The sequence below is a fragment of the Streptomyces albospinus genome, assembly GCF_014648695.1.
Lineage (GTDB): Bacteria > Actinomycetota > Actinomycetes > Streptomycetales > Streptomycetaceae > Streptomyces > Streptomyces albospinus.
In genome coordinates this window covers 1-19,675 of record NZ_BMRP01000076.1, presented here as the reverse complement: position 1 = coordinate 19,675, position 19,675 = coordinate 1, and the positions used below count along the sequence as shown (strand labels likewise).

Below are 19,675 nucleotides of genomic sequence, written 5' to 3'. Positions count from 1 at the left end.
GTATCCACCGTCAACGCCGGACCCTCAAAACCGAACGAATACGCGACCCGGCCGGAAATCACACTGGCGGAGTTGCCGGTGAGCAGGTACCCCTCGGAGCCGTCGACCGACTCGTGCAGCCGCGGTCCGTACTCCATCGCGGTGGCACCGATGAAGGTGCCGACGCGCTTGCCCTGCAGGGACGACACGGCGATCCCGGCGTCCTCGAACGCCTCCCACGCGGTCTCCAGCAGCACCCGCTGCTGCGGGTCCATCGCGGCGGCCTCGCGCGGGTTGATCCCGAAGAAGTCTGCGTCGAAGGCGGCCACGTCGTCCAGGAAGCCGCCGTGCCGAGTCACGGACGCGTCCCGGCCGATCAACTCGTCGAGGTCCCAGCCGCGATCCGACGGGAAGTCGCCGATCGTGTCCACGCCGCCGGCAACGATCCGCCACAGGTCGTCGGCGGAGGCGACCGAACCTGGATAGCGGCACGCCATGGATACCACGGCGATCGGGTCGTCGTCCTCGGCGCCGCTCACGCCGGGGGTAGCGCCGTCGTTCTCCGCCTCCGCGAGGTCGGCCGCGCCGGACACCTGCGCGACGAGGTGGTCGACCAGTGCCGCTGGAGTCGGGCAGCGGAAGAGCAGCGTGCTGGGCAGGCGCAGGCCCAGTTCCTGGTTGAGGATGTTGCGCAGCTCCACCGCGAGCAGGGAATCGAGTCCCAACTGCTTGAATGTGACGTCGAGTTCGATGGCCTCGTCGGTGGCATCACGCCCCAGCACGGTAGCCGCGTGAGTGCGGACCAGCTCCGTGAGTTCGCGGGCCAGCTGGTCGGCCGCGAGCGTGCTCAGCGGCGTCGAGCCGCCCGTCGTCGGCGCCTTGGCGACGGACTCCGCCTCCACGGTAGGCCCGCGTCGCTCGGCCGGATGCGGAACGTTGCCTCTGCTGCCGGCGGCCGGGGCATTCCAGTAGCTCTTGCGCTGGAAGGCGTAGGTGGGCAGGTTCACCGGCCGGGCCGGTGCGCCGATCAACCTCGGCCAGTCGACGGCGAACCCGCGGGTGTGCACGGTGGAGGCTGCGGCGACGGCGGCGAACCCCTCGGCGTCATCGCGCATCGCGGGCACCAGCACGGCGTCCGTGCCGTCGAGCGACTCCTGTCCCACGGCGGTCAGCACGCCGCCGGGTCCGATCTCGACGAAGGTCTCGACTCCTGCGGCGTGCAGGGCCTGGAGGGCGTCGGCGAAGCGCACGGTCGCGGCGACGTGCCGGACCCAGTACTCCGCACTGCAGAGCTCGTCGGCCCGGGGGGGCCGGCCGGTGACGGTCGACACCACCGGGATCTGCGGAGCATGGTACGTCAGGCCGTCCGCGACGGCGGCGAACTCGGCCATCATGGGCGCCATCAGCGGCGAGTGGAAGGCGTGGCTCACGGTCAGCCGGCGTGTCCTGCGGCCGCCTGCGCGGAAGTGCGCCTCGATCGCCAGGACGTCGGCCTTGGTCCCGGAGACGACGGTCGAGCCGGGCGAGTTCACCGCGGCGAGGCCGACGGATGTCTCCAGGCCCGAGAGGAGCGGGAGCACCTCGGCCTCGGAGGCCTCCAGGGCGATCATCGCCCCGTCGGCAGGGAGCTGCTGCATGAGCCGGCCCCGGGCAACGACGAGGGCTGCGGCGTCGGGCAACGACAGGATTCCGGCGACATGGGCGACGGCGATCTCACCGATCGAGTGGCCGGCCAGGTAGTCGGGTCGTACGCCCCAGGACTCGAGCAGTCGGTACAGCGCGACCTCGACGGCGAACAGGGCGGGCTGGGTGAAGCGAGTCTCGTCGAGCGCGGCGCGATCCGCGGCGTGCCACATGACCTCGCGCAGCGGCTGTCCGAGCCGGGGGTCGAGTTCGTCGCACACGGAGTCGAAGGCTGCCGCGAACACCGGAAAGATCTGGTACAGCTCGCGACCCATGCCGAGGCGTTGACTTCCCTGGCCGGTGAAGAGGAAGGCCAGTCGGCCGGTTCCGGCCCGCCCGGTGAACACGGCGGCCGACCGCTTGCCGCGGGCCAGTGCCTCGATGCCGGCGAGGAGCTGGTCACGGTTGTCGGCGACGACGGCGGCGCGGTGGGCGAAGTGGGTGCGGGTCGTGGCGAGAGCAGCGGCGACATCGACGGGGTCGGCCGTGGGGTTGTCCGCCAGCGCGGTCAGCAGCCTCTCCCCCTGCGCGCGCAGGGCCGCCTCGGTCGTACCGGACAGCAGCCAGGGCACGGTCCCGGTCCGAGCGGGCGCGGGGGCCTGCTGCGCGGAACCGTCCAGCGCCGCCGCGGAACCAGGCAGCGCCGCGGGGCCGCCGGACGGCCGGTCGGTCGGCGGCTGCTCCGCGACCACCAGGTGACAGTTGGTGCCGCCCATGCCGAACGAGCTGACGCCGGCGATGAGTCGGCTCTCGCGCTGCGGCCAGGGCCCGGACTCCGTGGCCACCCACAGGCGCAGTTCGTCGAGCGGGATCTCGGGGTTGGGCCGCTGGTAGTTGAGGCTCGCCGGGATCCTCCGGTGCATGATGCCGAGGCCTGCCTTCAGCAGGCCCACGATGCCGGCGGCGCCTTCCAGGTGGCCGACGTTGGTCTTGGCGGAGCCGACGAGCAGCGGGGCGTCGGCGGTGCGGGCGATGCCGATCGCCGCGCCCAGGGCCCTGGCCTCGATCGGGTCGCCGGTGGGCGTGCCGGTGCCGTGCATCTCGACGTACTGCACGTGCGCGGGGGCGATGCCGGCGTTGCGGTGCGCGAGTTGGATGACTTCCTGCTGGGCGCGCACGGACGGCCTGGTCAGCCCGTCGGTGGCGCCGTCGCTGTTGACGGCACCGCCGAGGATCAGCCAGTGCACCTGGTCGCCGTCGGCGAGGGCTCGGGAGTACGGCTTCAGGAGCAGGACGGCGCCGCCTTCGCCGCGCACATAGCCGTTGGCACGTTCGTCGAAGGTGTAGCACCGGCCGTCGGGCGAGAGGGCTCCGAACTTCTGGGTGCTGACGGTGGTCTCGGGCAGGATGTTGAGGCTCACACCGCCGGCCAGCGCGAGCGTGGACTCGCCGCGGGCCAGGCTTTCGCAGGCCATCCGGACGGCGACGAGGGCCGCGGACTGCCCGGTGTCGACGACCAGGCTGGGACCGCGCAGGTCGAGGAAGTAGGAGACACGGTTGGCGATGATGCCGCGGTAGGTGCCGGTCACCGTGTGCTGGGTGATGCCAGCGTCGCCCGCGCGGTCCAGTAGGCGCGCGTAGTCGTCGGCGATGGCCCCCACGAAGACTCCGGTGCGGCTGCCGCCCAACTCGCCCGGCACGACCCGGGCGTTCTCCAGCGCCTCCCAGCTGAGTTCGAGCATGAGGCGCTGCTGAGGGTCCAGCATGGTGGCCTCGCGCGGCGAGATGCCGAAGAAGCCCGCGTCGAACCGGTCCACCTGCTCCAGGAAGCCGCCGAATGGCGCCTGGATGTCGGGGTGGTGAGCCCAGCGGTCGACGGGCGCTTCGGTGATCGCGTCCTCGCCCGCGTCCAGCAGATGCCAGAACGCCTCGGGGTCGGAGGCGCCTGGCAGCCGGCACGCGATGCCGATGACGGCGATGGGTTCGTGGGCCCCGCCGGTGAGGGGCGTAGGCGCCGTCGCTTGGTCCTGGTCCGCCGAGCGGTCCGTGGCCGGCGTGGTGGACTCGTTGGTGATCTCGGCATCGCGCATGGTTGTGAACTCTGCCTATCGCATGGTTGGGGTAAGGGGGCACCACGGTTTCCGCCTGGGCCGATGGTGGCCCAGGCGGAGCGGTCCGGCCGTCGGAGCGGCTTGGGACGGCGGGGGACTCAGTCGGCCCGCCCCATGGGCATCAGCCTTGTCGGCGCGGTCGGTGGCTCAGAAGAGGTTCTTCAGGGCCGCTTCGGTGTGCGCGACGGACTCGCTGTCGGGGCCGACCACGCAGTACTCGATGGCACCGGACTGCTGAGTGTGGTCGCAGGTGATGACCACGCCGGATGAGCGCTCGGCGTCGTAGGCGAGTCCCTGGGCCCGCAGCTCGGCGATCGCCGCGGTGAACGAGGCTACCTGCCAGTCGTTGTTGCTGACGAAGACCGCGCGGTCCGGGTAGTCCTCACCGGCGACGGTAAGACCGAGCCAGTGGAGGTGGGTGGTGCCGCCCAGTCGGCCGTTGTACTCGGTGAACCGCACCTCGCCGTCCGGCGAGACGATTCCGTCGATGTTGATCAGTCCTCGGTAGCCGAGGGCCTGGATGGCCTTGCCGAGCCGCTCGGTGGCGGCACGGAACTCCTCGCGCTGTGCCTTGGTGGTGGTCTCGCCCGGCAGGACGACTCCATCGAAGACCGGCGTCATGCGCATCTCTCCGACGTGGTACACCGTCGCGCCGGTGTCATTGATCTCGACTTCGGCACCGACCGGGATGCTGTCCGGAACGTAGTGCTCGATGACGACCTTGTTCCGCTCGTCGTTGGAGTAGACGGGCCACCGCTGGGCGAGGTGGCTGGCGAGCGCGCCGGGCCGGTCGAGCACGGTGAGCGCGCCCGCCCCGATCTGGGTGACGCCGGCGCTGGGGGCGAGGATCTCGTTTCCGTGTCCGCCCTGGTGGAAGTCTTGCTTGACGATCACTGGACGGCCGAGGGCAAACTGATCCAAGACGAACCTCTCGGCGCGCCTTCGAGAGTGGGTCGCCACGCCGTCGGCGGTCGCGACCCCGGCTCCCGCCGCGATCAGTCGGAACAGGCTTTTGCTGTTGAGGAGTTCACAGCCACCTTCCTTCAGGAAGGCGAGGTTCGGTGCCGAGGTGTCGAGGCCGAGCTCCTCGCAGATCCGCACGACGACGGTGTCGAAGACGTAGGGAAGCACCTGATCGACGCCGCATGCGCGGGCTTCCTTGAGCAGCCGTCGCTCGAAGGCGGGCTCGGTCAGCCGGTCCGTGGTGAGGACGTCGGTGCCGAACTCGCCCGGCGGCGGCACGAGGATGGTGACCGAGTCCGCCGGGATGCCCTTGAAGTCCATGACGTACGCAACGAATTCGGGATTCACGGGCTGGGGCAGCACCACGAGGTCACCCGGCTCGGCGAGCCAGACGAGCCGGAGCGAGATGTTGCCTCCTATCGTCCGCTCCAGCGGGTCGAAGGAGTTGAGATCGCCTACCAGGTAGTCGTTGAACGAGTTGCCGATGATCAGTTTGCTCATGGAGTGCTCCCTAGCGGGCGTGTGTCGTGGCGGCGACGAGACGTAGGGCTTGCTCCAACCGGGCGATGAGGATGTCCAGTTCGGCTTCGGTGATGGTCAGTGGCGGGGCCACGAGGATGGTCTGGGACCGTGCGTCCACTCCGGCCGGGTACAGCTGCAGGCCGTATTCCATCGCAGCGGCACAGATCCGCGGTGCGAGCGGGTTCGTGGCGAACTCCTCAGCGTCCTGTACGAGGGGTACGCCCTGGAGCAGTCCTCGGCCGCGCGGCGGCCGGGTGAACTCCAGTCCGGCGGTGACCTCGGCGAGCCGCTCGGTCAGCAGGGGGCCGAGCTTGGCGGCGTGGGCGACCAGGTCATGCTCCTGCATGTAGCGGAGCACGGCCAGCGCGGTCGCGGCGGACACCGGGTTGCCGCTCATGGTGTGCCCGACCGCGGCGTCGGTGGCCGACTGCCCCGGCAGCACCTCCCGGCTGACCAGGCAGGCGCCGATGGGCGTGTACCCGGCACTCAGCCCCTTCGCGGTGATCACGAGGTCGGGGCGCACCCCGGAGCGGTCGTGGCCGAACCACTCGCCGGTCCGGCCGAAGCCCGTCATGACCTCGTCGATCACCAGCAGGGTGCCGGACCGGTCGCACAGCTCGCGCAGGCCTCGAAGGGTCTCGTCCGGCAGCTCGGCGGCGCCGCCGGCGGCGCCGCTGACCGGCTCGACCACCACGGCGGCGATCCGCTCCGGGCCGATGGCGGCGAATCGCTCCTCCCACTCCGCCAGCGTGGGAAGCGAGGAGGCGGCGTCGCGGGCGGCGACCGTGCCGAGGCTCAGCCGGTTGTCGTGCAGCGGGTCGAGGTTGCGTCGGCGCTGCGGGTGCCCGGAGATGCTCAGGGCACCGGCGGTCATTCCGTGGTAGCTGGGGAACTGGGCCAGCACGACGGTGCGGTCGACGTCGCCGCGAGCGGCGTGGTGGTTCAGCACTAGACGCAGTGCGGTCTCGGTGGCCTCCGAACCGGAGTTGGTGTAGACGACCTCCTTGAACCTGTGGCCGGTCACCCGGTGGATCTCCGCGGTGAGTTCGCGTACGGCCTGGCTGGCGAACTGGTTGCGGTGAGCGAAACCCAGCTGCTGTGCCTGCTCGGTCATGGCGGAGATGATCTCCGGAACACCGTGGCCGATGTTGACGCAGATCGTCCCGGAGCTGCCGTCGAGGTAGTCGCGCCCCTCCGTGTCGTAGACCCAGCACCCGCTGGCCTTCACCGCGACGGGCTTGCCGGCCCTGAGGTTGAGTTCCGGTGTGTCGAGAATGTCGTTTGACATGTCCTTGCTTCCTCAGTCGGCCAGTCGGCTCGTGAACTTCTGGACGTCGATCACCGCTCGCTCGTGCGTACCGACGCTGACGGCCTCGCCGGCCTCGTCGAGGACCCGGAAGGAGAACTCCATCCGCCGGGCGAAGGCGGGCGCGCTGATCTCGTACTCGATGGTCCGGCCGACCTTCACCGGGGCGCGGTGCTGCATGGTCGCGGACACTCCGACGGTCATCTGGCCAGCGTCCAGATGCTTCTTCATCAGCGCGTCGCACAGCACCTCGACGGTTCCGAGGATCGCCGGTGTCGACAGCACGGGCAGGCCGACGTTGCCCCAGCGCTCGGCCGAATCCGCGTCCGTCACCTGCCGGGTCTCCCTGAGGACCTCCGCTGAACCCATGGGTGTTTCCGCCTCTCTCGTTCGTGTGCTCGGATCAGGCCCGCGCGGTGCGGTGCTCCGCGAGCAGCTGGCCGAAGATGTTCTTCTTCTGCATCTCGTCGGTGCCGCCGGCGATCCGGAACGCCGCGGCATCGCGCAGCTGGCGCTCGATGCCGAAGTCCCGGTCGAATCCGAGGTGTCCGAAGATCTGCAGGAGCTCCTGGCTGGCCGCGACGATGCCCTGTGCGGCTGCGAGCTTGGTGCAGGACGCCAGGCTGTTCGCCTGGGCGTCGTCTCCGTTCTCCAGGGCGGACAGCGTGGCGTAGGACAGCTGGCGGGCGGTCTCCGCCGCGACCTTCATCAGCACGATCTTGTCCTGGATGTACTGGTGCTCGGCGATCGGGACGCCGAACGCCTCGCGGGTGGTAGCCCGCTCCAGCGCCTGCGGGATGAAGGAGTCCATGTGCGCCGACGCGATGATGCCGAAGTTCAGCCGATCGAACGCGAGGCACCAGTAGAGCATCTCGATGCCGTTGCCGATCTCGCCGATGATGCGGTCGGGGGTGATGCGCGAGGCGTCCATCGTGATCGGCCCGAGGGGGCTCGACCGCAGTCCGATCAGGTCCTCGGGAGCGCCCTGGGAGATGCCCTGCTGACCGCGCTCGATCAGGAAGAGCGTGATGTCCCGCTTGCCGACGTCGGCGACCCGCCCGACGATCAGCGAGATGTCCGCCACTGGGGCGTTGGTGATGTGGCACTTCTGGCCGGTCAACTCGAACTCGCCCGCGGAGCGGGCGCGTGCCGTGGTCCGGATGCCGGTCACGTGCGAGCCGCCGGTCGGCTCGGTGCACGCGGTGGCCCCGACCTCGCCCGACATCAGGCGCGGGATGTACTGCTCCTGCTGCTCCTGCGTGCCGTACCGCAGCAGCAGCTGGATCAGCGAGCCGTGCGCGCCCACCGACACCATGTAACCGGGATCGTTGGCGCCACGGCTGAGCCCTTCGAGGGCTGCGATGAAATCGCTCAGCTCGCCGCCGTCACCACCGAGCTCCTTGGGCACCGATATCTTCCAGAACCCACTGTCGGCGATTTTCCGCCACAGGTCGAAGTCGAATTCTGCCGTGCGGTCGCGCCGGATGCTTCCCGGCGCGGCAATGGTTTTTCCGAAATCCATGAAATTCGCCCGGAGCGCGCGCTGGGTTTCATTCCACCGGTTGTCCATTGCTGCCTCTCGATCTGTATTCAGGGGGTGACTGACGGACGGAACACTAGAAAGGCCGTGTCCGGTTGGCAACGAACTAAACCCCCGGAATAGGCATCGCCACAACCCCCGTCCCGCCGGCGGGACATGCCTGAGGAAACCTCCGCGGACTTGTCCTTGCTCCTTCCCGGGATCGGCTCCTACGTTCCTGAAGACGCCCATGAGAAGAAGGATTCCTACTTGTGAAGACCATGGAACTCGATCTCATCCACCTGGATTTTTGGCACAAGCCGCTGGAAGATCGAAACCGAGTGTTCAGGCAACTGCGCGCGGATCCGCGGCCGGTGTTCTGCCCCACCGACGACGGCCACGGCTTCTTCGCACTGACCCGGTACGGCGATGTCTTGACAGCGAGCCGCAACACCCAGGTGTTCAGTTCGGAGCCGATCTCGACCAGCCCGGACAATCCGTCTCCAGAGGTCCTGGAATTCGCGGGGTCGATCATCAGCCTGGACGCTCCCCAGCACACCCGGCTGCGCCGGATCGTCAGCCGTGCGTTCACCCCGAAGATGATCGGGAACCTCGCCGAGGACATCGCGGGCATCGCCCGCGGGATCGTCGACGACCTAGTCGACAAGGGACCGTGCGACTTCGTTGCCGAGGTGTCGATGCTGATGCCCATGCGGGTGATCTGCCGCATGCTCGGCATTCCGGCATCCATGGAGGCTGAGGTGATCGGCCTCACCGACATGATCCTTGCGGCCGGCGATCCGGACTACGCGACGGCGGGTGGGAACGACCGCGATGCCACGCTGGTGGCGAAGTACACCAAGCTGCACGCGTTCGCGGCCGAGCTGGCCAGTGCCCGACGACGGCAGCCCGGCGACGACCTCGTCACGAAGCTGATCACCGCGGACATCGACGGCGAGTGCCTGACCCAGAAGGAGCTGGGGAAGTTCTTCACCCTGCTCCTCGTCGCCGGCAGCGAGACCGCGCGCAACACCCTGTCGCACACCCTCGCCCTGCTCACCGACCACCCTGGCCAGCGCGACCTGCTGCTGGACGACCTGCCAGGCCGTCTTCCCCGCACGATCGAGGAGGTGCTGCGGTACGCCACTCCCACGACCTGGATGCGCCGCGACGTCAAGAGCGATATCGAGCTGTCCGGCAACACCTACCGGGCCGGCGACCGCGTGGTGATGTTCTACAACTCCGCGAACCGCGACGAGACCGCCTTCAAGGACCCGGACACCTTCGACATCACCCGCCACCCGAATCCCCACGTGAGCTTCGGCGCACCCGGCCCGCACTTCTGCCTCGGCGCTCACCTAGCCCGCCACCAGATCTCTGTGCTGCTCCGGGAGCTCTTCACCAGGCTCCCCGACATCCACACCACGTCGCCCGGCACGCGCCACCTGTCGAGCTTCGTCAACGGCCACCAGAGCCTGCCGTGCGCGTTCTAGCCGTTCGCCGACCGCTCCCCGCCCGGAGGTGCTGACATGCGACTCGGTATCAACCTCGGCTACTGGGGTGCCGGCGCGGATGCGGACAACCTCGCGGTCGCCCAGGAGGCCGACCGCCTCGGCTACGCGGTCTGCTGGGCCGCCGAGGGGTATGGCTCGGACGCGCCCACGGTGCTCGCCTGGGCCGCTGCCCAGACCGACCGCATCGACCTCGGCACGGCCGTCCTCCAGATCCCGGCCCGCCAGCCCACCATGACGGCCATGACGGCCGCCACGCTCGACGCGCTCTCGGGCGGTCGCTTCCGCCTCGGCATCGGCGTCTCGGGACCGCAGGTCTCCGAGGGCTGGTACGGCGTCAGATTCGACCGGCCGCTCGCCCGCACCCGGGAGTACGTCGAGATCGTCCGCAGGACGCTCGCACGTGAACGGCTGAGCCACCGGGGCGAGCACTGGACACTGCCGCTGCCGGGCGGCCTCGGAAAGCCGCTGAGGCTGACCGTCCACCCGGTCCGGGAACACATACCGCTGTACGTCGCGGCGATCGGCCCGAAGAATCTCGAACAGACCGGCGAGATCGCTGACGGTGCGCTGCTGCTCTTCACCGCGGCCGAGCAGTTGGAGGAGACCACCCTGCGGCACCTGCGCGCCGGCCGCGCGCGGGCGGGCCGCACGATGGACGGCTTCGACGTCGCTCCGACCCTCCCGATCGCCGTCGGCGACGACGTCGACCGTCTGGCGGACGGATTCCGGCCCTACACCGCCCTGTACGTGGGAGGCATGGGCAGCCGCAGCCAGAACTTCTACAACCGGCTCGCGCAGCGGATGGGTTACGAGAAGGAGGCAGCGGAGATCCAGGACCGGTACCTGGCCGGCGACAAGACCGGCGCAGCCGCCGCCATCCCACGCCAATTGATCGACTCCACCACGCTCTTGGGCCCGGTGGAGCGCATCGCCGAGCGTATGACGGCCTATGCCGAAGCCGGCGTCACCACTCTCACACTGGCGCCCGCGGGGTTCGCGTTGGCACCCGGGAGCTTCACCCTGGGGGACCGGATCGCCGCGCTGCGAGCCGGTGTCGAGGCACTGGAACGCGCCGGCCTCTCCTAGACCCTGTCCTGCCGGTCTTGACTATGGCCGGTTCTCGCCGTCGCGGCCGAGTCGCGACCACCCCACCACTCCAGGAGGACGAAGGACGTGGACACCATCACTCACGGCGACGTGAAAGCCGCCGCCGACCGTATCGCCGGACGCGTCCGGCCCATCAGCCTCGCGCCCTTCGACGACGACGGGCTCCCGGGGCGCGAGGTGTGGCTGGCGCTGGAGTTCCTCCAGCACACTGGGAGCTTCAAGGCCCGCGGGGCCCAGAACTTCATCCAGGCGCATCGCGATGCCGGGACCCTGCCGGACGCCGGGGTCGCTATCGCCTCCGGCGGCAACGCGGGCCTCGCGTGCGCGTGGGCCGCCCGGCAGCAGGGCGTGCCCGCCACGGTTTTCCTGCCCGGCACCGCGCCGCAGGTCAAAGTCGCCAAGCTCCAGCAGTACGGCGCCGACGTGCGGCTGATCGACGGCGAGTACACCGAGGCCCTGGGAGCCTCGCAGGACCACGCGGAGCGGACCGGCGCGCTTCTGGCCCACGCCTATGACCACCCGCTCATCGCGGCCGGTGCCGGAACCCTCCTGGAGGAGATCCGGCACCGCCTCCCCGACATGGACACCGTGGTGGTCGCGGTCGGCGGTGGTGGCCTGTTCGCCGGGGTCGCCACCGCGGCTCGGCACCACGGGATCCGTACGGTGGCGGTCGAACCGGAACACTGCCGCGCGCTCAACGCCGCGATCGAGACCGGCCGTCCGGTTGACGTGCCCGTGGACTCCGTGGCGTCGGACTCGCTCGGCGCCCGCCGCACCTCCGCCACGGCCCTGCACGCCGCCACCGACGACAGCGTGCGATCGGTGCTGGTGGCCGACGCGGACATCATCCGGACCCGCCGGGCGCTGTGGGACCACCACCGCGTCATCGTCGAACACGGTGCCGCGACCGCGCTGGCCGCTCTCACCGGCCGGCAGGGGCCGCCGACCCACGGCTACCGGCCGGCCGACGGGGAGAAGATCTGCGTGGTCCTCTGCGGCGCCAACACCGACCCCGCGGACCTGGGCCGCCCCACGAACCCCTGACCCACGAAAGGACCCTGGCGACGCGGCCCTCCGCCGCGTTGCCAGGGTCTCTGCCGTTTTCCGCCGGGCTCTCCCGCCGACCGGCCGTACTCAGTCGTCACCCAGCTCGATCCGGCGCGCGGTCCAGGTCAGGCAGCCCACACCGAGGGCAAGCAGGTATGCCGCATGCCCCGCCAGCGCGAGCGAGAGGTGACCGAACGCCGTACCCCGGACCAGCTCCACCCCGTGATACAGCGGCAGCAGCGCCGCGAGGGTGTGGAGCGGCTCCGGATACCGGCTGAGGGGAGCGAAGGCCCCGGAGAACAGGAAGAGGGCCAACTGGCCGACCACCACCGCGTCGAAGTCCTGCGGACCGCGAAGCCGCGTCGCCACGACCATCCCCAGCGCGCCGAAGGCGAAGGAGACGAGGAATCCCGCGGGGAAGACGACGAGCGCACGCGCCGGCGTGGTGACCCCGAGCGTCGCGATGACGGCGAGGAAGACGGCGATGTAGGCGGCGCTCCGGATCAGGGCCCAGAGCAGTTCCCCCGCGACGATGTCCACCGGGCGGATCGGTGTGGCCAGCATCCCCTCGAAGGTGTGCTGGTACCGGAGCTTGAAAAAGAAGTGGATCAGGGTCTCCGACACCGCTCCGGACATCGCGGCACTCGCCAGCATGGCCGGGGCGATGTACTGCAGGTAGGAGACCTCCTTCCCGTCCACGGTCCAGTGACCGCTGGTCATCAGGGAGCCCAGGCCGACGCCCATCGCGAGCATGTACATGAGCGGCTCGAAGACACCGGAGAGGACCGTGACCCAGTACTCCGGCCCGGAGCGCAGGGCACTGATGTTCCGGGAGGTGATGGCCCGCACCCGGCTCGGAGACGGAGCGAGAGTGGTCATGTCAGCTGTTCCCGTCGTAGACGCGGCGATGGAGGATCCTGGACGAAAGCGCGTAACCCGCGGCGCTCCACACGCCCAGGACTGCGATGTGCGCCCACAGCGGCCAGTCGGGCCGCTGTCCCAGGGCGGCCGCCCGGGCGAGGTCGACCCCGTGCCAGAGCGGGGACGCGTAGACCGCGGCCGCCGCCCACTCCGGCAGCTTCGTCGGGGGGAAGAGGATGCCGGAGAACAGGACGACCGGGACCGTGATGAGGCGCGAGACTGCCGGTAGGTACGTGTCGTCGGTGATGGTGCTGGCCAGGGCGGTCAGCGGCAAGGCCGTGGCGATCGCGACCGCGGCGGCCACCAGCGGTTCCGCGAGAATCCACCACGAGCGGACCGCCCCGAAGCACGCGGCGATCGCGAGGAAGCACACTGTCGAGAACTGGACCCTGATCATCAGATACAGCAGCCGGCCGACCAGGACGTCCCGCACACCCGCCGACGTCGCGACGATCGCGTGGACCGTGCGGGTGGTGTTCAGCTCGTGGAAGACGCGGGACGTGGACTCCTGGGCGGTCTGCTGGAAGACCGCGGAGAGCAGCAACGGAGCGGCGATCCACGCCAGATAGGGCACTCCGTCGACCTCGTCGACGAAGCCGCCCACCCCGACCCCGATGCTGACCATGAAGAGCACGGGCGTCAGGACGGCACTGAGCGCCGAGGACTTCCACAAGCGACGGTAGGCGATCAGGTGGCGTTCCATGACGGCCAAGCTGGAGGTAGTCACCGGGCGTCCCTCCCGGTCAGCGCCAGGAAGGCGTCCTCAAGGCCGGACCGGCGGACCAGCACGCTCGACGGGCCCAGCGCCCTGTCCCGTACCCGGGCCGCCACGTCGTTCCCCCGGTCGGTGTAGATGAGCAGGCGGTCCGGGAGCACCTCGACCCTTCCCAGGTCGTCGACCTTCTCTGCCAGGGCGCGCAGGTCGTCCGAGGCGAACCTCAGCTCTACGACCTCGGGTTGGGTGTACGTCCGGATGAGGGAAGCCGGCGATCCCTCGGCGACGAACCGGCCGGAGCGCATGATGACCAGCCGGTCGCACAGCTGCTCCGCCTCGTCCATGTAGTGCGTGGTGAGGATGAGGGTGATGCCCTGACGTTTCAGCTGGTGCAGTCGCTCCCACACCAGGTGCCGTGCCTGCGGGTCCAGGCCCGTGGTCGGCTCGTCGAGCAGGACGATCTCGGGGTTGTTGATCAGGGCCCGCGCGATCGTGAGCCGGCGCTTCATGCCGCCGGACATCGCGGCGACCTTCCCGTGCGCTTTGTCCGCGATCTCGAAGAACTCCAGGAGCTCGTCCGCCCGCCGCCTGCCCTTGGCGCGCGGAATGCCGAAGAAGCGGCTGTAGGCGTACAGGTTCTCTCGGACCGTCAGGTCCGGATCGAGGTTGTCGAACTGCGGACACACGCCGATGCGCCCGCGGATGCGCGAGCCGTCCTTGACCGGATCCATTCCAAGGACACGCAGTTCCCCGGAGGTCGGCCGGGACACGCATCCGATCATCCTCATCGTCGACGACTTGCCCGCGCCGTTCGATCCGAGAAGTCCGAAAACCTCACCGGACCGGACCTCGAAATCGATTCCCTTGACTGCCTCGAACGCGTCGTAACGCTTGGCAAGACCCTTGGCCGATATAACGCGTTCACCGGTCACTGAGACTCTCCGTTTCCCACGACTCTCCATTTCCACCGCGTGAATAGCCTCCACCTATACCACGGGGGCTTATCTGCGGGTCAAGGGCGCAGGCGGCTGACCGGAAATCCGCAGGGGAACATTCCGAGCGGGCAATGACATCGCGCCGCCGCGGGCTGTCCCGCCGGCGGGACAGTGAGACGGCGAGACGGCGGTTTCGTCGATTGACGGGCGCACAGAGCCCGTGTGACATTCGCTTCCTCATTCGCACTATCCGAGAAGGAAATTTCCGAGAAAGGGCAGCGTATGAAACTGGGAATTCTGGCATGGCATGCCGGGGAGTCGGAATCCGAGGGCATCGCGGCCGCAGCCCGGGCCAGGGCACACGAGACAACGGTTTTCGAGATCTCGGACATCGGACTCCGGGAAACCCCGACCGGCACGGTCCCGACCATCGCCGGCCGGGACGCCGCCGACCTGGATGTGGTGGTCTCGCGCGCGCACGTCGGGCTGAAGAACTGGCGCTACGCGGTCGAGCGGCTCTTCCTGCTCTCCAGCGTGTCCGGCCTGGTCATGCTGGACCCCGCGGACGCCCACACCGCGGCGGTGAGCAAGGCGGTGATGCTGCACCGCGTGGCCCAGGTCGGTGTGCGCGTCCCCAAGACCCGGATCTGCCGCAATGTCGAGGACTTCGAGGCGGCCGTGGCAGATTGGGGCGCTGTCGTCGTCAAACCCTCGGTCGGGCACCGCGGCATCGACGTCGACCGCTTCTCCGATGGGCTCACCGACCGGTCCCGGGCCCGCCTGGAGCAGCTCCTCGCCACGTACGGCGAACTCCTGTGCCAGGAGTACCTGAAGCACGACGGCGACTGGCGGGTCCACGTTGTCGACGACCAGGTCACCATGTGCGTGCATGTCATGACCGACAGTGATGGCCAGTGGAAGCCGATCTCCGGCGCCGAGACGAAGAAGCCCGAGGACATCCGGCGCGCCGACATCGAGCTCGTGACGGCCGAGGACGACCTGGCCGACGTCGGCCTGCGCGCCACGGCGGCGACCGGTCTGAGTATGGCGGGTGTCGACATCGTCCGGCACGACGGCGAATGGGTCGTCATGGAGGTCAACGGGTGCCCCGCGTGGGCCTTCCTGGAGCACTCGCTCCAGGAGCAGCGCTGCCACGAGGTCGTGGACCTCGCCGAACGCCGCCACCAGGAGAACGCGGCGCGGCGCGGATGACCGAGGGGCCCGATCCGAAGGCACCGGGCCGGACCGCGCGCACCACCCCGAGAACCGAAAGGAAGCGAACGACCATGGCGACCATCCAGACACCGCCGCAGACCCTTCCCGAGTCCGGTCCCGACCAGGCGGCCCTCCTGTTCGACACCGTCACCACCGACCGGCTCGAACCTGACCACCTGCTGCGCCTCGGCGCCGGCGTGCTGGGCGCGATCCGCATCCGCGGCTTCTTCGACGCCGACCAGTGCGCCCAGATTATGGCGGGGCTCGAGAACTGCACGATGGGCAGTTACGACGAGTCCCTGATGAAGAAGCGGATCCCCAAGCTCGGCCCGGCGGTGTTCGACTACTACCAGCACGAGGACTTCCCCGCGGTGTACTGGGCCGACGTCGAGCGGTCCACGGCTGTGCGGGCCGGCCTGCTCGACGGCGCGGACCCGCTGGACCTGGCCAAGGCCAAGCTCGCCGACTCGTGGCCCGGCGGGGTCCGCGACCTGACCCTCGGCGGCCGGGCCATGTTCTCCGGGATGATCCGCGAGGTCAACGGGGGTGGCGGCGTCCACTTCGACGAGCTGGTGCGCGAGTTCCCGGGCGTGGTCGACGAGACCCCGGTCTGCCAGCTCGCGTTCAACTGCCATATCTCGGTGCCGAGTTCGGGGGGCGAGCTGAACGTGTTCCGCCGCCGCTGGGAGCCCCGTGACGAGATCCGGCGCGGCGGGGACTACTTCTACCCCGACGACATGGTCGCCGGCGAGCCATACGCCAGCGTGTGCGCCTCGCTCGGGGACGCGGTCCTGTTCGACCCCCGCAACTACCACCGCATCCTGCCTGCCGGGCCGGGCCGCCGCGTCGCCCTGGCCTTCTTCATCGGCATTTCCGGGTCCGGGGAGCTCGTCCTGTGGTCCTGACGGGACCGGCGCTCGTTCGTGATCACAGAGAGGAGCCTTCGCCGATGTTCCCGGGAGCGTACGCCCCTGACAGACCGGCGGTCGTGACCGCCGACGGCACGCGGACCCTGACCTACGGCCAGCTGGAGGACCGCTCGCTGCGGCTCGCGGACCACCTGCGCCGGACGGGCCTGCGCCGCGGCGACACCGTCGCCGTGCTCTGCGACAACGACCCGCGGATGCTGGAGGTCTACTGGGCCGCTCTGCGGTCCGGGCTCTACCTCACCGCCGTCAACCACCATCTCAGCTCCGAGGAGGCCGCGTACATCGTCGAGGACTGCGGTGCCCGTGTCTTGGTCGTCGCCGGAAGCCTCGCCGCACTGGGCTCCGAGGTCGTCTCGGCGGTGCCGCGCCGCCTGCCGGTGCTCGGCCTGGACGACGGGACGTACGACGCGGCGCTCGCCGCGGCGTCCGCCGACCCGCCGCACTTCCAGCCGCGCGGCGTCGACATGCTGTACTCCTCGGGCACCACCGGCCGGCCCAAGGGCATCAGACCCGTGCTGCCCGACGGCGACGTCCGGACCGAACCCTCGGCGTTCACCCGGCTGTTCCAGCCGGCGTACGGGTTCGGCGAGGACACCGTCTATCTGTGCCCGGCCCCGCTCTATCACGCGGCGCCGCTTCGGTTCAGCGGCATCGTGACGGCGACCGGCGGCACCGTCGTCCTCATGACGTCCTTCGATGCCGAGGGTGCACTGGCCGCCATCCAGTGGCACCGGGTTACCCACAGCCAGTGGGTGCCCACCATGTTCGTCCGCATGCTGCGCCTGCCGGACGCGGTGCGCGAGCGCTACGACGTCTCCTCGCTGCGGGTCGCCATCCACGCGGCCGCGCCGTGCCCGATCGAGGTGAAGCACCGGATGATGCGGTGGTGGGGGCCGGTCCTGTACGAGTACTACTCGTCGACCGAGGGCAACGGCGTCACCCTCATCGGCCCGCAGGAGTGGCTGCGCAAGCCGGGCTCGGTGGGGGTCGGGGCGCTCGGCACACTGCGGATCTGTGACGACGCCGGACGGGAACTCCCGGCCGGGCGGACCGGACTGGTCTACTTCGAGCGCGAAGAGCCTCCGTTCCGTTACCACAACGATCCCGAGCAGACCCGGCGGACCCGGCACCCCGACCACCCCTACTGGACGACCACCGGCGACATCGGACACGTCGACGAGGACGGTTACCTCTTCCTCACCGACCGCAAGGCGTTCACGATCATTTCCGGCGGGGTCAACATCTACCCCCAGGAGATCGAGAACGTCCTCGTGCTGCATCCCGCGGTCGCCGACGCCGCCGTGGTCGGGGTACCGGATCCCGAGATGGGCGAGGCAGTCAAGGCCGTGGTCGAGCTGGAGGACGGCGCCGAGCCCGGTCCAGGCCTGGCCGAGGAACTCATGGGCTTCGTCCGGGGCCGCATCGCGCGCTACAAGGCGCCGCGCGTGGTCGAGTTCACCGCCCGGCTGCCGCGCACGCCCACCGGCAAGCTCGTCAAGTCGCGCCTGCGGTCCGCTCCGGCCTCGGCACATACCTACTTCCGACCGTCTCATACGTCAGTTGAGGAGATATCAGCATGACCAGCACGCTCTTTCCGCCGTCTCTTGACACGGCCTCCGCGCCGATGCGGCTCGCCGACCGCATCGCCCAGCAGCTCGCCTGGTCCGAGGACGAATTCGAAGCCCACTACGCCGACCCATCCCTGCTCGCTGAACTGGTGAACTGGGTCGGCGAACTCGGGACCGCCGCGGCGGCCGGCGACGCGGACGCCCAGTTCGCGCAGCAGTACCTGCTGTCCAGGATCTACGCCGTGCACACCCAGCTGCCGTCGGGGCCGACGGCCGAGGGCTCCGTTGCGCTGCACGCCGTGACCCGGAGGCTCGAACAGGACACCATCCGCAACGAGGACGCCTGGATCGACGAGGCCGTCTATGCCTCGATACCGGACGACCCCGACGCGTTCGTGCCCTGGCTCAAGGCCCTCACCCGGGAGCACCAGGCGTTCAAGCACCCTTACTACCGCTCCTTCATCCGGGACCACGCCACCGAGGAGGACTTCCGTCGGTTCGTGCTCCACGAGTCGTCCGTGGACGGCCGCTTCGACGACCTCCTGGCCCTGATGCAGGTGGGCACTGACGGCGGCGTCAAGTTGGAGATCGCGCAGAACTTCTGGGACGAGATGGGCAACGGCGACCCGGCGATGGTGCACACCACGCTGTTCGGCCGGCTCATCGACCACTTCGGCATCACCAGCACCGAACTCGCGGAGAGCCTGTCCACCGAGGCCCTGCTCAGCGGCAACCTCGCCGTGATGCTGTGCCGCTACCGGAACACGTTCGCCGAGGCGGTCGGCCTCTTGGCGGTGACCGAGTGGCTGGCGCCCGACCGCTTCTCCCAGGTGCTCCACGGCTGGGAGCGATTGGGCCTGCCCGACGACGGCATCACCTACCACCGCCTGCACATCGGCATCGACGCGCACCACGCCAGCGCGTGGTTCACGAACGTCGTCAAGCCGATGACCGCCGACCCCCGTAACCGCCGGGCCATAGCCCGGGGCGCCCTGTGGCGACTCAACACGTCGAGCCGCTACCTCGACCGCATCATCGGCCTCAACGCGGCCGCTTAGTACTCCAGTGTGACGTCGCGATCCAGCGCGTGGTTGCCGGGGAAGGGAACGGCCACCGCGTGATCGTCAAGGGTTGTCTGCGCTCACGCCGATCATGTGGTGGCCCCGGGCCGATTCAGCGAGTGCAGCGAACCACCCGCCGGGACACCGACGACGTCCGCGCCTACGTCCTCGAGCCCCCCGGCACCGACGACGGTGTGCTGATCGTCGACGAGACCGGGGATATGCCACGAGGCGCTGATCGGGGTGTCGGGGTCCACGAAGCGGAGGGGGCGCCGGGGCAGGCCGCCGGCACCCCGGGCCGCAGCGGCGGCCCGGCCCGGGGCGGACGATGGGGCGATAGGTGCGGCCCGCCGTCACCCCCACCCCAGGGCTCCGCCTGCCAGGTCCGTACCACCACCCGGGCGCGCGAGGCCCGGCGGGGCCGCCTGTCGACAGTTCTGCGAGGAGGTCAACTCCCGTACTCACAAGGCGACTCGGCACAAGCCGGTTGAACGGCTCGTGGAGGAACGCGAGCGGCTGCACCCGTTGCCGCGGCGGCCGTTCACCGCCGCGTTCGGCACCACCCGCCGGGTCACCTGGGAGTCGACGATCTCCGTCGACGCGGTCCGCTACTCAGTCCCGCACAAGCTGATCAACGCCA

15 protein-coding genes and 1 pseudogene are annotated in these 19,675 nt (G+C 69.6%); 8 read left to right on the top strand and 8 right to left on the bottom strand.

Features of this window, described 5'->3' with window-relative positions:
• The 5 genes from IEZ17_RS39590 to IEZ17_RS39570 form a co-directional block, all read right to left on the bottom strand.
• Window positions 1-3,692, bottom strand: a 3,692-nt coding sequence (locus tag IEZ17_RS39590; protein ID WP_189308475.1) for a type I polyketide synthase, incomplete at its 3' end; no start/stop codon positions are given.
• Window positions 3,693-3,860: 168 nt separating this feature from the next.
• Window positions 3,861-5,177, bottom strand: coding sequence for a preATP grasp domain-containing protein (locus IEZ17_RS39585; RefSeq protein ID WP_189308474.1), 1,317 nt, complete (start codon window positions 5,175-5,177; stop codon window positions 3,861-3,863).
• A 10-nt stretch (window positions 5,178-5,187) separates the two neighbouring features.
• Complete coding sequence (locus IEZ17_RS39580) at window positions 5,188-6,486, bottom strand: aminotransferase family protein (RefSeq protein ID WP_189308473.1); 1,299 nt, start codon at window positions 6,484-6,486, stop codon at window positions 5,188-5,190.
• Window positions 6,487-6,498: 12 nt separating this feature from the next.
• Complete coding sequence (locus IEZ17_RS39575) at window positions 6,499-6,873, bottom strand: thioesterase family protein (RefSeq protein WP_189308472.1); 375 nt, start codon at window positions 6,871-6,873, stop codon at window positions 6,499-6,501.
• Window positions 6,874-6,907: 34 nt separating this feature from the next.
• Window positions 6,908-8,074, bottom strand: a complete 1,167-nt coding sequence (locus tag IEZ17_RS39570; RefSeq protein WP_189308471.1) for an acyl-CoA dehydrogenase family protein — start codon at window positions 8,072-8,074, stop codon at window positions 6,908-6,910.
• 230 nt (window positions 8,075-8,304) lie between these two features.
• Between IEZ17_RS39570 and IEZ17_RS39565 the strand changes: the two genes are divergently transcribed.
• The 3 genes from IEZ17_RS39565 to IEZ17_RS39555 all read left to right on the top strand — a co-directional run bounded on the left by IEZ17_RS39565 (window position 8,305) and on the right by IEZ17_RS39555 (window position 11,688).
• The gene (locus tag IEZ17_RS39565; protein ID WP_189308478.1) at window positions 8,305-9,516 is read left to right on the top strand and encodes a cytochrome P450; all 1,212 of its coding nucleotides are present in this window, start codon (window positions 8,305-8,307) and stop codon (window positions 9,514-9,516) included.
• Window positions 9,517-9,552: 36 nt separating this feature from the next.
• Complete coding sequence (locus IEZ17_RS39560; RefSeq protein WP_189308470.1) at window positions 9,553-10,623, top strand: LLM class F420-dependent oxidoreductase; 1,071 nt, start codon at window positions 9,553-9,555, stop codon at window positions 10,621-10,623.
• Window positions 10,624-10,710: 87 nt separating this feature from the next.
• Window positions 10,711-11,688, top strand: coding sequence for a threonine/serine dehydratase (locus tag IEZ17_RS39555; protein ID WP_189308469.1), 978 nt, complete (start codon window positions 10,711-10,713; stop codon window positions 11,686-11,688).
• 90 nt (window positions 11,689-11,778) lie between these two features.
• Here the strand turns inward: IEZ17_RS39555 and IEZ17_RS39550 are convergent, their stop codons facing one another.
• The 3 genes from IEZ17_RS39550 to IEZ17_RS39540 are packed head-to-tail and all read right to left on the bottom strand — an operon-like array spanning window position 11,779 to window position 14,289.
• Window positions 11,779-12,570 carry an ABC transporter permease gene (locus IEZ17_RS39550; RefSeq protein ID WP_189308468.1) on the bottom strand — a complete coding sequence of 264 codons (792 nt, stop codon included), beginning with the start codon at window positions 12,568-12,570 and terminating at the stop codon, window positions 11,779-11,781.
• A 1-nt stretch (window position 12,571) separates the two neighbouring features.
• The gene (locus tag IEZ17_RS39545) at window positions 12,572-13,339 is read right to left on the bottom strand and encodes an ABC transporter permease (RefSeq protein WP_189308467.1); all 768 of its coding nucleotides are present in this window, start codon (window positions 13,337-13,339) and stop codon (window positions 12,572-12,574) included.
• On the bottom strand, window positions 13,336-14,289 hold the full coding sequence (locus tag IEZ17_RS39540; RefSeq protein ID WP_189308477.1) for an ABC transporter ATP-binding protein: 954 nt from the start codon (window positions 14,287-14,289) through the stop codon (window positions 13,336-13,338). Before IEZ17_RS39540 ends, IEZ17_RS39545 begins: the two co-directional genes overlap by 4 nt.
• Before the next feature lie 255 nt (window positions 14,290-14,544).
• Between IEZ17_RS39540 and IEZ17_RS39535 the strand changes: the two genes are divergently transcribed.
• The 5 genes and pseudogenes from IEZ17_RS39535 to IEZ17_RS39515 all read left to right on the top strand — a co-directional run.
• Window positions 14,545-15,474 (top strand): ATP-grasp domain-containing protein, encoded by a 930-nt coding sequence (locus IEZ17_RS39535; protein ID WP_189308466.1) that lies wholly within the window; start codon window positions 14,545-14,547, stop codon window positions 15,472-15,474.
• A gap of 74 nt (window positions 15,475-15,548) precedes the next feature.
• Entirely contained in the window at window positions 15,549-16,382 is an 834-nt protein-coding gene (locus IEZ17_RS39530) for a hypothetical protein (RefSeq protein ID WP_189308465.1), read from the top strand.
• A 44-nt stretch (window positions 16,383-16,426) separates the two neighbouring features.
• Complete coding sequence (locus IEZ17_RS39525; RefSeq protein ID WP_189308464.1) at window positions 16,427-17,986, top strand: acyl-CoA synthetase; 1,560 nt, start codon at window positions 16,427-16,429, stop codon at window positions 17,984-17,986.
• Window positions 17,983-19,032, top strand: a complete 1,050-nt coding sequence (locus tag IEZ17_RS39520) for an iron-containing redox enzyme family protein (RefSeq protein WP_229853078.1) — start codon at window positions 17,983-17,985, stop codon at window positions 19,030-19,032. The genes IEZ17_RS39525 and IEZ17_RS39520 overlap by 4 nt, the downstream gene beginning before the upstream one ends.
• A gap of 423 nt (window positions 19,033-19,455) precedes the next feature.
• A pseudogene (locus IEZ17_RS39515) lies at window positions 19,456-19,675 on the top strand (Mu transposase domain-containing protein); the annotation flags it as partial.

What these genes read in the sequence shown, in the direction of transcription:
- IEZ17_RS39585 (WP_189308474.1), bottom strand. Translation starts at nt 5,177, where the DNA reads ATGAGCAAACTGATCATCGGCAACTCGTTCAACGACTACCTGGTAGGC.
- IEZ17_RS39580 (WP_189308473.1), bottom strand. Translation starts at nt 6,486, where the DNA reads ATGTCAAACGACATTCTCGACACACCGGAACTCAACCTCAGGGCCGGC.
- IEZ17_RS39575 (WP_189308472.1), bottom strand. Translation starts at nt 6,873, where the DNA reads ATGGGTTCAGCGGAGGTCCTCAGGGAGACCCGGCAGGTGACGGACGCG.
- IEZ17_RS39570 (WP_189308471.1), bottom strand. Translation starts at nt 8,074, where the DNA reads ATGGACAACCGGTGGAATGAAACCCAGCGCGCGCTCCGGGCGAATTTC.
- IEZ17_RS39565 (WP_189308478.1), top strand. Translation starts at nt 8,305, where the DNA reads ATGGAACTCGATCTCATCCACCTGGATTTTTGGCACAAGCCGCTGGAA.
- IEZ17_RS39560 (WP_189308470.1), top strand. Translation starts at nt 9,553, where the DNA reads ATGCGACTCGGTATCAACCTCGGCTACTGGGGTGCCGGCGCGGATGCG.
- IEZ17_RS39550 (WP_189308468.1), bottom strand. Translation starts at nt 12,570, where the DNA reads ATGACCACTCTCGCTCCGTCTCCGAGCCGGGTGCGGGCCATCACCTCC.
- IEZ17_RS39540 (WP_189308477.1), bottom strand. Translation starts at nt 14,289, where the DNA reads ATGGAGAGTCGTGGGAAACGGAGAGTCTCAGTGACCGGTGAACGCGTT.
- IEZ17_RS39535 (WP_189308466.1), top strand. Translation starts at nt 14,545, where the DNA reads ATGAAACTGGGAATTCTGGCATGGCATGCCGGGGAGTCGGAATCCGAG.
- IEZ17_RS39530 (WP_189308465.1), top strand. Translation starts at nt 15,549, where the DNA reads ATGGCGACCATCCAGACACCGCCGCAGACCCTTCCCGAGTCCGGTCCC.
- IEZ17_RS39525 (WP_189308464.1), top strand. Translation starts at nt 16,427, where the DNA reads ATGTTCCCGGGAGCGTACGCCCCTGACAGACCGGCGGTCGTGACCGCC.
- IEZ17_RS39520 (WP_229853078.1), top strand. Translation starts at nt 17,983, where the DNA reads ATGACCAGCACGCTCTTTCCGCCGTCTCTTGACACGGCCTCCGCGCCG.